The 12,664-nt window shown below is 34.9% G+C and carries 9 protein-coding genes; 3 read left to right on the top strand and 6 right to left on the bottom strand.

The features are described 5' to 3' along the window. Positions 1-30: 30 nt before the first annotated feature. On the bottom strand, positions 31-2,541 hold the full coding sequence (locus tag LUU93_RS17145) for an L-rhamnose mutarotase (protein ID WP_232682390.1): 2,511 nt from the start codon (positions 2,539-2,541) through the stop codon (positions 31-33). Positions 2,542-2,958: 417 nt separating this feature from the next. Here LUU93_RS17145 and LUU93_RS17140 point away from each other — a divergent pair, with 417 nt between their 5' ends. After that, the gene (locus LUU93_RS17140) at positions 2,959-4,644 is read left to right on the top strand and encodes a glycoside hydrolase family 28 protein (protein ID WP_232682389.1); all 1,686 of its coding nucleotides are present in this window, start codon (positions 2,959-2,961) and stop codon (positions 4,642-4,644) included. Between the two features lie 247 nt (positions 4,645-4,891). Here LUU93_RS17140 and LUU93_RS17135 read toward each other — a convergent pair whose 3' ends face one another. The 5 genes from LUU93_RS17135 to LUU93_RS17115 form a co-directional block, all read right to left on the bottom strand. Next, entirely contained in the window at positions 4,892-5,722 is an 831-nt protein-coding gene (locus tag LUU93_RS17135) for an amidohydrolase family protein (RefSeq protein WP_232682388.1), read from the bottom strand. A 6-nt stretch (positions 5,723-5,728) separates the two neighbouring features. Then, positions 5,729-6,526, bottom strand: a complete 798-nt coding sequence (locus LUU93_RS17130; protein ID WP_056198831.1) for an SDR family oxidoreductase — start codon at positions 6,524-6,526, stop codon at positions 5,729-5,731. A 181-nt stretch (positions 6,527-6,707) separates the two neighbouring features. Then, on the bottom strand, positions 6,708-7,721 hold the full coding sequence (locus LUU93_RS17125; protein WP_232682387.1) for a zinc-binding alcohol dehydrogenase family protein: 1,014 nt from the start codon (positions 7,719-7,721) through the stop codon (positions 6,708-6,710). A gap of 216 nt (positions 7,722-7,937) precedes the next feature. Continuing rightward, positions 7,938-8,792, bottom strand: coding sequence for a fumarylacetoacetate hydrolase family protein (locus LUU93_RS17120; RefSeq protein ID WP_232682386.1), 855 nt, complete (start codon positions 8,790-8,792; stop codon positions 7,938-7,940). Between the two features lie 101 nt (positions 8,793-8,893). Continuing rightward, positions 8,894-9,658 (bottom strand): SDR family NAD(P)-dependent oxidoreductase, encoded by a 765-nt coding sequence (locus tag LUU93_RS17115; protein WP_232682385.1) that lies wholly within the window; start codon positions 9,656-9,658, stop codon positions 8,894-8,896. Positions 9,659-10,048: 390 nt separating this feature from the next. On the opposite strand from LUU93_RS17115, the gene LUU93_RS17110 reads away from it, so the two are divergent. Both LUU93_RS17110 and fucP read left to right on the top strand, forming a co-directional pair. Further along, positions 10,049-11,116 (top strand): Gfo/Idh/MocA family protein, encoded by a 1,068-nt coding sequence (locus LUU93_RS17110; protein WP_232682384.1) that lies wholly within the window; start codon positions 10,049-10,051, stop codon positions 11,114-11,116. Between the two features lie 125 nt (positions 11,117-11,241). Then, positions 11,242-12,540: an L-fucose:H+ symporter permease gene (gene fucP / locus LUU93_RS17105; protein ID WP_232682383.1), complete on the top strand. Its 1,299-nt coding sequence runs from the start codon at positions 11,242-11,244 to the stop codon at positions 12,538-12,540. Positions 12,541-12,664 lie beyond the last annotated feature (124 nt).

Raw genomic sequence — 12,664 nt, 5'->3', positions numbered from 1 at the left:
GTGGAAATCCTTTCAATCTGTGGCAAAATATTATTTCGTTTCTACTTTGTTTAAGAAAATCCAGGTTTCATCTGGTTTTGCGCCTTCGATTCCGCTTTGGTATTTTTTCATTAAGGCGTTCCAATCGTCTACACGAGGATTATTTTGTGTTGTTTTCGGATTTAGTTTATCCAGATTTTCTCCTTTCGGAATACTGATTACCAAGATTAATTGTCTGTCTTTTTTGAAGACTTGTAATTGCTGAAAATCAGCATTACAGAAACCTTTGGCTACTTCTGGCCATTTTTCGAATTGTGTTTTATGATACTCTATATATTCTTTTTGCAGTTTTTCGTCAGAAGGTAAATTCGCCGTCAAAACAATATTCTCCCAATCCGATGCTGGTTTTGAATCTTTACATCTTTCGAAGTTTTGGAAATCATAAACTAAATCCTCATAGATTTTTATTTCTAAAGAAGGAAAAGCGCCCGCCAATTTTCGTTTCGTTCTTTCTGGCTGATTCATTTTCCCGTAAATCACCAAATGATTTTTCCATTGGTACAATTCCTGACCTACAATTCTAAATCCTGTAAGCGTTGATTTGATTTTTTCGATATCAAAATCAGAACCTATTAATTCGATTGCATACGGTTTTGGCATTTCCTGCAATCCCCATTTTTCATCGATAACGACTTCTTTTTCTAAATCTTTATATGGCGCTCTGATTCCGGCTGCATCTTTAATTTTAGCACTTACATACGGATCATTGTGTTCCCAAATATTCCCTTTTGGGCCGTTATGGTTTTTAAGGATTTTCTTTTCGGCAATCCAATTGTTTTTAATCGTAAAACCTTCGCTTCCTTCATCGGTATATAAATACAGCCATAAAAACGGATCGTGTGCATACGGGCTATTGTAAACCTTATCAATGTAATTTTCTTCAATTCGGCTACCAGGCTGAGCCGAAAGCGTATAAATTCCCGCAACATCATGTAAATGTTTCGCATAATGATGGATTTTATTTGCCAGAATTTTATTGTTCTGCATCACGTTTGGCGTATGCGTCCAACCCCAGCCCATTGCCATTCCAGAATACGATACATCCGAAATTTCGTTGTGTTCAATCGTAATATTTCTAACAAAACCAGCGCTGATTCCAAGCGTTCCCCAATCTTCATTCGTTACGTTGGTAATTAAATTATCTGAAATCACTTCATCCGAACACATTTCTCTTTCGTCTTTGATGATTAAAGGTAAATGTGCTTCAAAAGCTTCTTCAGAGAATATTCCAACATTGATGGCACTTCCGCCAATATCTTTAAATAAATTTCCTTTTACCGTATTGTGATTTGTTCCTTTATTTAAATCTAAACCAGTCGAAGATAAATGCTCAAAACGGCAAGATTCAAACTGAATATTATTAGCATAATTTACTTCAACTGCCGAGCGTGGTCTTCCTACCCAAGCTTGATTTTCTAAACTCGCCTGATTTGGTGTTCCCGGTTGTTTCAGTTTATAAGCATCCAACAAATACAAACCCGACTGCAACGGCACGTGACCTTGCTGTGACGGACGAAGCCAGTTGCTGTACTGAAACGAAATTCCTTTAAATTGAAAATGATGAACAGGAGAATCGATTGTTCCTTTTACTTCAACTAAATTCTCTAAAACCGGCACAGTTACAACTGCCGAACTGATTTCTTCTCCAGTTCTTGGAATGTAATAAATCTTAGCATTTTTCTTGTCTAAATACCATTCTCCCGCTTCATTTAAAAGAGAAAAAGCATTGTTTAAGAAATAAGCAGAGTTTCCGTTGTTTTTAGAAATCCACGGTGCTGGCCAAGGATGTTCGCTTTGAATACGGCTTTCTGGTTCTTCAAACGAAAGTTTGGCGCTGTCTTTTTGAACTTCGATATTTTTGATTCGAAGGTTAGCGTTCGACCACCATTGCACAATAAACATTTCCATTCCCGGTTCGAACTTTACCGATTTATCTTTAAACGGAATCCAACAGGTTTGTTCTTCGTGATTCCACGATAAAATGCGTTCCATTGTGGTTCCTGCAGTATTTTTAGCTCTTACGGCTTTTTTTCCGTTTACCCATAATTGTCTGTAATCAATTAGGCTTCCCGCTTTTTTAGGAGCATCGGCCACCCAAACTGATCCTTTTTTAAGTCCGTTGATAACGGTTGTAGATTTTGTCCAGTTTTTGATTTCGATTCCACCGCTTATAATGGGTCTTGCATTTACATCGGCTTCAATTGTTGTCGGACTTTCTGCTGTTCCAGAATCTTCAGGACGCACAAATAATGGTTCGTTTAAATAATACGTTCCGTTCATTACTATGATTCGGATTCCGTCTTTTATAGATGGATCTTTTAAACGACGAAGTTCCCTCGCTTTTCGCATTGCCATGTGAACGGTTGCCAACGGACTTTCTTTTGTCCCTGAGTTTTTATCACTCCCTTTTGGAGAAACCCAAATTTCAGCCGCATTCATAGAAAACGAGATACAGAAGATTAAAAAGAAGCTCAGGATTTTAGTAAATGAATTCAAACGCATTATTTAATATTTTTATTTTTTTTCTGGCTAAAAATTATAAGGCAGTCAATTTTAAACATATATAATTTACAAATAATTGTATTTTTAACACTTTTACCAAATAATTCGTCCAATTTACTCGAACATAAAGTTATATGCATCCTGTACCCTCCTGTTTGAGTTTTTTTGCCACGACTCGAGCGATAGCGAACAGGCGAAGCAATTCACGAATTTTATTTTTAAAATCTTTGCGATTATTTATTCGAATTAATTCGAATAATATTTTTAGATAAAGTATTAAAAAGAAAATTCGTGAATTCGTGGCTATCTTTTAAACTTTTTTAATAGATTTGTGTAATCGATTACATTTAAATATTATTATTTATGTGAGAAGTAATTTTTCACATCTATAAAAATAACACCAAAAAATTACTAACAATGAAAACCAACCGATTAAATCTTTTTTCTCTTGCAATGGCAGTTATGCTTTGTACGAATTTGCAGACTGGTAATGCTCAAAACACAACTTCGGCAGATACTTATGCGAATATTGAGTTTAAAATGCCAAAAGTTAATGAACCTGTAATTCCTGCTAATACAGTAAATCTAAAAGATTTCGGGGCTGTAAATGGCGGTTACGTTTTAAATACAAAAGCTTTTGCAGATGCCATTGATGCTCTTTCTAAAAAAGGTGGTGGAAAATTAATTATTCCTCCTGGGATTTGGCTGACGGGACCGATTATCCTAAAAAGCAATATTGAACTTCATGCTCAAACTGGCGCTTTAATTAAATTTTCAACAGACAAAACTTTATATCCAATTATCGAAACCAGTTTTGAAGGTTTAAACACTTGGCGCTGTATCTCTCCTATTTATGGAAAAAACCTAGAGAATATTGCGTTTACCGGAAATGGTGTTTGGGACGGATCTGGCGAAGCTTGGCGACAAGTTAAAAAGAGTAAATTGACAGATGAACAATGGAAGAAGTTTGTAGCTTCCGGAGGTGTTTTAAATGAAAAGAAAGACAGTTGGTATCCATCTGAACAATATTTAAAAGGTGCTAAAGGTGCCGATCAGAATATTCGCCATGACTTAAAAACGAAAGAAGATTTTGAAGCCATTCATGATTTCCTGCGTCCCGTTTTAGTTAGCATTCAAAACAGCAAAAGAGTCCTATTTGACGGACCAGTTTTTCAAAATTCTCCTGCGTGGAATATTCATCCACTATTAATTGAAGATTTAATCGTTAGAAATATAACAGTTCGCAACCCGTGGTTTTCTCAAAACGGTGACGGTCTTGATGTGGAATCTTGCAAAAATGTAATAATTGAAAATTCTAGTTTTGATGTGGGAGATGATGCAATCTGCATTAAATCGGGTAAAGATAAAGACGGACGCGACAGAGGTGTTCCTTGCGAAAATATCATTGTAAAAAACAATATTGTGTATCACGGTCACGGTGGAGTTACGGTTGGAAGTGAAATGTCTGGCGGTGTAAAAAACCTGCACGTTTCCAATTGTACTTTTATGGGAACTGATGTCGGACTTCGTTTTAAAAGTACTCGCGGGCGTGGCGGTGTTGTAGAAAACATTTATATCTCAGACGTTTTTATGACTGATATTCCATCACAAGCGATTTCGTTTGATTTGTATTATGGAGGAAAATCTATTGCTGAAACTTTAGCAGAAGGTGGAAATACCGTTAGCACAAAAGCAATTCCTGTAAACGAAGAAACGCCTCAGTTTAAAAATATCGTAATCAAAAATATTACGATTAAAGGCGCACAGCAGGCCGTATTTTTACAAGGTCTTCCTGAAATGAATCTTGAAAATATCGAAATTTCAAACCTAATTGCTAAAGCACAAAAAGGTTTTTCTATAATTGACGCTAACGGAATTAAAATCAGCAACGCTCAATTGGATATTGAAGCTAAAAATGCCTTTGAAATTTACAATACCAAAAACCTTTCGCTGAAAAATATCGAGTTTAATCCTTCTTCATCAAATGCAATTACGATTAATGGTGAAGCGAGCAAGAATATTGATTTGAGCGGTTCTTCGGCTAATTTTTCTAAGACGACAACTATTGATAAAAACGTTCCTAAAAAAGCGGTTAAGTTTTAATTTGAAATTTTCAAATTCCAAATTTCAAAACATAGCCCGTGGTTGAAACCACGGCTATGTTTTTTTTGTCATTTCGACCGAAGGGAGAAATCACACTAGGAATTCCACAAAGATGATAGCTAATCTTTGTCGAGTTTCGTGTGTGATTTCTCCCTTCGATCGAAATGACAAACTTTGGGTTTATCTTATCTTTACGGAGTCACTTGCGAAGATTCTTCGTTCCTCAGAATGACAATATTGAGGTTTATTATAAGCTGTAAAAAAAATTCGCATTCTCAAACCAAATCTTATTCTGATCTTCAACAGAAAACTTCGAAATATAATCTTCTAAAGTTTTTACCACCTCATTATAATCTGAAGCTACATTAAGAACTGGCCAGTCAGATCCATACATTAATTTATCAACTGGAAAATTTTTAAAAATAACATCTAAATACGGTTTTAAATCTTCTGGTTTCCAATTTTTCCAGTCGGCTTCTGTAACCATTCCAGAAATCTTACACCAGACGTTTTCGTGCTTTGCAATTTCTTCGATTCCTTTTTTCCAAGAATCAATATTTCCTGATTTAATATCTGGTTTGGCAATATGATCGATTACAAATTTTTGGTTTGGAAAATCCTTTACCAAACTTATTGCAGCTGGTAATTGACGTTCAAAAATCAGAATATCATAAGTATAATTGAATGGCTTTAAAGCTGCAATTCCGTTTCGGAAATCCTCTCTAAACATAAAATCATCAGCTTCACCTTGCACAACATGTCGGAATCCTTTAATTGTTTTATTCGAAGAAAAATGACGTAATCGTTCTGATATATTTTTATCCCGAAGATCAACCCATCCCACAATTCCTTTTATAAAATCATTTTTTGAAGCCAGATCAACAAGAAAATTGGTTTCCTCTTCAGACTGACTTGCCTGAACCGCTACACAACCCGAAAATTTATTCTCTGTAAGCAATGGCAATAAATCTTCCGGCAGGAAATCTCTTTGAATTACAGCCATCGTTTCATCAATCCAGCTGTCTCTAACGGGATCAAATTTCCAAAAATGCTGATGAGAATCTATTCGGTTATTCATTCTGAATTAGTTTACATCGTTGATTAAAGCACGATCTAAGTGTACATAACCGCCATCCACAAAAACAAATTGTCCTGTAGTATGCGATGAACGATCAGAAATAATGAAAAGCGCTGTATCTGCAATTTCTTCTGTTTTCGTCATTCTGCCTTCAAACGGAATACTTTTGTTGATTTTCTTTAAAACGGTTTCTCCATCTGCCAGTGTTTTAATCCAGTCTTCGTATGCCGGAGTATAACTTTCAGCAATAATTATGGCATTTGAACGTATTCCGAATTGGATTAAATCTACCGCCCATTCTCTTGTAAGTCCTAAAACACCGCCTTTTGCAGCAGCGTAACCAGAAGTACCGCCCTGCCCGGTTAAAGCCACTTTTGAACCAATATTCAAGATATTTCCTTTTGATTCTTTTAAGTACGGAAGCGCATATTTAACCAGTAAAAAGTAACTTACTACGTTTAATTTTAAAGAATCCATAAATTCCTCGTAAGAAGCATCTAAACCTGCACCGTCGTTTACACCAACATTGTTAATAACTGCGTCGATTCTTCCGTATTTTGCCACGATTGTTTTCACAGCATTTTCTATTTCTACAGGATCAGTTACATCGGTCTGCACAAATAAAGAATCTATTCCTTTTTTTTGAAGATTTTCCGCGTAAGCAAAACCTCTTGCATTTCTGTCAACCAAAACCGGAATCGCACCTTCATCTGCAATTCGGTTAATGATTGTTTCTCCAATACTGCCTTCCTTTCCAGCCGAACCGGAAACGACAACAATCTTATTTTTTAAATTTAAATCCATTTTTGTGGTTATTTAAGGTTTTCAATAGCTTTATTTTTTTTTAAAACACATAGAAACATAGCATCAAAACGTGCAAAGAGGCGTTTCACTTGCATTAACAATAGCTATGTGTGAGAAACTAGTTTCATTTTTACTCTCTTTTGCGAACAAAAAAATCTATGTTTCTATGTGTTTAAATCATTTATTCTATTTCAATTAATGCTTTGATTACATTATTTTTAGGATCAATTAATTGTCCGAAATCAGTAATCATTTCTAAGAAACTTGTTCTGTGTGTAATGTATTTTTTTGGGTCGATTTTGCCTTCTTTCAAACATTTCATTACATATTCGAAGTCTTCAATAGTCGCGTTTCTGCTGCTCATTAAAGTAGATTCTCTTTTATGGAAATCAGGATGACTGAAACTCAATTCTCCTTTTTGAAGTCCCACTAAAACAAATCTTCCGCCATGCGAAATATAATTGAAAGCGCTGTTCATTACTTTCTGATTTCCAGTCGCATCGATTACTACATTTGCCATATCACCGTTTGTCAATTCAGTCAGTTTCGCTGCTACATCATCGTTTAACGGATTGATAGTTTCATCGGCTTTTAATTCGGTTTTACAGAAGTTTAATCTATAATCGTTGATATCCATTACGATAACTTTTGCTCCGGCAATTTTAGCAAACTGAATCAATCCAATTCCAATTGGCCCTGCTCCCATTACCAAAACGGTATCAGTTGATTTAACAGCCGCTCTTCTAACTCCGTGAGCTGCAATTGCAAGCGGTTCAACCAAAGCAAGTTCGTCATAATCTAATCCCTGACCATGAAGTAAATACTGTTCCGGAATTGAAACATATTCAGCCATTCCGCCATCAATGTGAACCCCAAAAACTTTAATATTTACACAGCAGTTTGTTAATCCGTTTCGGCACGCAACACATTTTCCGCAGTTGAAATACGGAATAAAAGTTACTTTATCGCCCGGTTTAAAACCTGCCGCATTTCCTTTTACATATTCTGCCGCTAATTCGTGTCCCAAAATTCTGGGATATTCAAAATAAGGCTGCGTTCCGCCAAAAGCATGAATATCAGTTCCGCAGATTCCAATTCTTTTAATTTTTAAAAGAACCTCTCCTTCTTTTGGTTCCGGAATTTCTTTTTCTTTTAGTTTAAATTCCTGCGGCTTTTCGCATACAATAAATTTCATATTTAATTTTTTTTAACTACCTGTAGAACACACAATTCGTAAAATTTTATTTAACGCATAGAAACATAGGTTTTTCCTTTTTTAATAAGTAGACTAAAATAAATGATATATCATTTAAACATAGCTATGCATTTAGGCAAGTGAAATGCTTTTTTTTTGAGCATAGAATATCTATGTCTCTATGTGTTTAAATAATTATGCTCAACGAGATAATAATTACTTTTTATATGCAGCCGCAGTCTGCTTGCTTGTTCCTAAACCTTCAATTCCAAGTTCTACAACATCGCCCGCTTTTAAGTAAATTGGATCTGGTTTAATACCCAAACCAACTCCCGGAGGCGTTCCTGTACTAATGATATCGCCAGGAAGCAAAGTCATAAACTGACTTAAGTAATGTACTAAATATGGAATTTTGAAAACCAGATTTAATGTGTTGCTGTCCTGATATTTTTTACCATTTACACTCAGCCACATCGATAAGTTATCGACATCTTTTACTTCATCTTTTGTAGCCAAAAATGGTCCAAGAGGCGCAAATGTATCGCAGCCTTTTCCTTTTGCCCATTGTCCGCCGCGTTCAATTTGAAACTCTCTTTCGCTGTAATCATTCAATAAAGCGTAACCTGCAACGTAGTCTAAAGCTTCAGCTTCTTCAACATAACTTGCTTTTTTACCTACAACAAATGCCAATTCCACTTCCCAGTCTGTTTTTACACTGTTTTTTGGGATAATCACATCATCGTTAGGACCGCATAAAGAAGTTGTCGATTTAAAAAAGATGATAGGCTCTGTAGGGATTGGAGCGTTTGTTTCTTTACAGTGATCCACATAATTTAATCCGATGCAGATTATTTTTGAAGGTCTCGCAACAGGAGAGCCTAAACGTACACTGGCACCAACTTCTGGTAAAACCGGATTGCTTTCTAATGCTTTTTGCAGTTTTTCTAAACCATTTTCTTCAAAAAAACTTTCGTTAAAGTCTGAAACGATAGAAGAAACATCATATCTTTTTTCATTAATTAAAACTCCTGGTTTTTCTTTTCCGATTTCTCCAAAACGTATTAATTTCATTGTATTCTTATTTTTAGGTTATTTTTAAAAGTTGCTAAGATGCTGAGATTCTAAGATACTGAGTTTTTTCTTTGAGTCTTAACATCTTAGAATCTCAGTATCTAATTGTTTAATTTAATAAATCCTCCGTCAATCGGGTAATCACATCCTGTGATGAATCCGGCTTCTTCGCTGCATAAGTATAAAGCCAGAGCGGCGATTTCGTCTGGTTTACCCATACGGCCAATTGGTTGCGATTTAGAAAGTTTATCAAACATTTCTTCTTCTTTTCCGGCATAATTTTTAGAGATAAATCCGTCTACAAAGGGTGTATGAACCCTTGCCGGAGAAATAGAATTACATCTGATATTTTCACTTAAATAATCTCTTGCTACAGATAAAGTCATCGCCATTACAGCTCCTTTTGCAGTTGAATATGCAAATCGATCTGAGATTCCAACCCAGGCAGCAATTGATGCCATATTTAAAATTACACCACCATTTGAAAGTCGGAATTGTGGAATGGCAGCAAACAAACAGTTGTAAACTCCTTTTACGTTTACATCCATTACCCGGTCAAAATCAGCTTCAGAAGTAGTGTCTACTTTTCCAACATTGGCAATTCCGGCATTATTAATCAAAATATTGATGTTTCCTATTTTTTCAAAAGCCGCTTTTACATCAGCCTGACTGGAAACATTACATGCATACGAAAATACAGTTCCTCCTGCATTTTTAATTTCATCGACAGCATCTTGTGCGCTTTCAATAGATAAATCAATAATATGAACTTCTGCTCCTTGCTTTGCAAACAAGACTGCAATTGCTCTTCCAATCCCGCTGCCTCCTCCTGTTATGATTGCTTTTTTACTTTGTAATGAAAACATTTTATTATAATTTAATATTTAAGAATCTCAATTAATTTAATCAATAGTGCTTATAATTTTATAAATGTAAAATACACAATTACAAATGTAATCGATTAAATATAAATTTGCATTTTATTTTTCTACTAATACAACAAAATGATCATTCTTTAATAAATTATAACATTTTTTATTTGCTTTGTAAAAAATAAAGTCTTGCGTAAAAGTTTTATCAAAAAAAATAATGTAAAAAGTTACATTTTCTTGCCCAATTCAATCTTATTTCTAATTTTGTAATTGTGATTTTTACATTTATTTTTTTCGACTATAAAATAATTTCGACAGAAAGTAACCCTTTCTGATTCACTTTACGAAAAATACAAAATGTAATTCAAAAAATTATATAAAATTATGAATATTCCATATAAGCCTTTACTGCCCGAAACCAAACAGCCAATTATCATAATTGGTGCAAGCGGAATTGTAAAAGATGCTCATTTGCCAGCTTACAAAATGGCTGGTTTTACGGTTTTTGGCATTACTAACAGGACGATTGCAAAAGCGCATGATTTAGCCAAAGAATTTGAGATTCAGCATGTTTTTGAAAACGTTGCCGACGCAGTTAAAAATGCACCATCAAATGCCGTTTATGACATTACGGTTTTACCAGATCAATATATTGAAATATTAGAGCAATTGCCTGACGGAGCAGCAGTTTTGATTCAGAAACCAATGGGAAATGATTTGGCTCAGTCCAGAGAAATTGTAGAAGTCTGCGAAAGAAAAAAACTTGTTGCTGCAATCAATTTCCAGTTACGATTTTCTCCATTTGTAAACGCTGCAAGATATTTAATTAATAAAGGTTTTGTAGGTGATTTGTACGATTTTGAATTTAAAGTAACGGTAAATACGCCTTGGGAATTATTTCCGTTAATTAAAGAACATCCCAGATTGGAAATTCTTTTTCATAGTGTTCACTATATTGACTGCATTCGTTCGTTTCTTGGAAATCCAAAAAGTGTGATGGCAAAAACAGCTAAGCATCCGCTTAAAAAATTATCATCAAGCCGTTCTTCAATTATTTTAGATTATGGCGAAGACAAACATGTCGTTATCAATACGAACCACGATCATCATTTTGGGCCAGATCACGAAGAAAGTTACATTAAATGGGAAGGAACAAAAGGTGCGATCAAAACCAAAATGGGTTTATTAATGAATTATCCAGACGGGCTTCCTGATATTTTTGAATATGCCATTGAGGATGAAAAAGGCAGATATGAATGGAAAAAAATCGAACTTGAAGGTTCGTGGTTCCCGGAAGCTTTTATTGGAACTATGGCAAATTTAATGCGTTTTAAGGAAGGTTCAGATTCTAAATTATTAACAAGCGTACAGGACGTTTTAGATACCATGAAAGTTGTTGAAGCCTGTTACATCAGCAGCAAAAATCCAGGAATTTCATTTGCAGAATTATAATTAACTTGAAGTGCAAAGGTTCAAAGCGGCAAAGGAACAAAGATTTATAAACTTTGAATATCATCTTTGAACCTCAGTACCTTTGAACCTCAGTAACTTTGAACCTTAAAAAAACTATCTAACTAATGCAAGTAACAAACCAAACAGGCGATCAGCACGAAGTGCCGACAGAAGGCGGAAAAACAAACTATCTTCTGCCATTTATTTTAATTACCAGTTTGTTTTTCCTTTGGGGAATGGCACACAACCTGGATTCTATTTTAATTCCGCATCTAAAAAAGGCATGCGAATTAAACAACCGTCAATCGACATTGATTGATACTTCTGTATTTTTTGCTTATTTTATAATGGCTATTCCGGCGGGAATGCTTATTAAGCGATTTGGTTACAAAAACAGTATTATTACCGGATTATTAGTTTTTGCTGCCGGAGCATTTCTATTTGTGCCTGCAGCAAATACAAGAACTTATGAATTGTTTTTATTTGCATTATTTGTAATTGGCTGCGGATTAACAATTTTAGAAACAAGTGCCAATCCGTATGCTGCGATTTTAGGCCCGGCAGAATCTTCTTCTAAAAGATTAAATTTAGCAGCTTCTTTTAACGGATTAGCCGCAATGGTTGCACCAATTGTAGGTTCATTATTTATACTTTCCGGAAAAAACCATACTCCAGAACAAATGGCCGCAATGCCCGAAGCTGAAAAGGCATCTTATTTATTAGGCGAAGCAGCTGCGGTAAAAATGCCATATATTATTTTAGGAAGTGTGCTGGTTTTAGTTGCAATTATATTCTATTTCATGCATCTGCCTTCGATGAAACCACAACATACCGAAGCTGAAATAAAACCCGGATTTTTCTCTGTTTTAAAATTTCGTCATTTAAGCTGGGCTGTTGCTGCGCAGTTTTTTTATGTTGGAGCACAGGTTTGTATTACGAGTTTCTTTATCAGAATTGCACAGCAAGGTGCTGGTTTAGACGAAAAAACAGCAGGGTATTATCTTGGTATTTATGGCTTCTTGTTTATGGCGGGACGTTTTATTGGTACTTTCTTCCTGAAGTTTGTAAAAGATTATATCTTGCTTTCTATTTACTGTGCTGCCAGTATTGTACTTTGTTTATTGGCCATTTACGGAACCGGAATTGTAGTTATTTATGCTTTGGGCGGAATCGGTTTTTTTATGTCCATTATGTTTCCAACAATTTTCTCTTTAGGATTGGTTGGTTTAAAATCGAATACTGAAACGGGTTCTTCATGGCTTGTAATGTCAATCGTGGGCGGTGCAATTCTTCCGTACGGAATGGGAACTTTAATTGATATGAAACACGATGATATTCAGTCTGGATATATTATTCCTCTACTTTGTTTTGTTATCATTTTATCGTTTGGTTTGTATGGTCACAAAGTGAAAGCCTTGAAGTAGATTTTAGATTTTAGATTTTAGATTTTAGATTTTAGATTTTAGATTTTAGATTTTAGATTTTAGATTTTAGATTTTAGATTTTAGATTTTAGATTTTAGATTTTAGATTTTAGATTTTAGATTTT

Origin of the sequence: Flavobacterium soyae, assembly GCF_021245985.1 — a bacterium.
Lineage (GTDB): Bacteria > Bacteroidota > Bacteroidia > Flavobacteriales > Flavobacteriaceae > Flavobacterium > Flavobacterium soyae.
The sequence above is the reverse complement of the archived record's forward strand: the minus strand, read 5'-3'. Positions and strand labels throughout refer to the sequence as shown.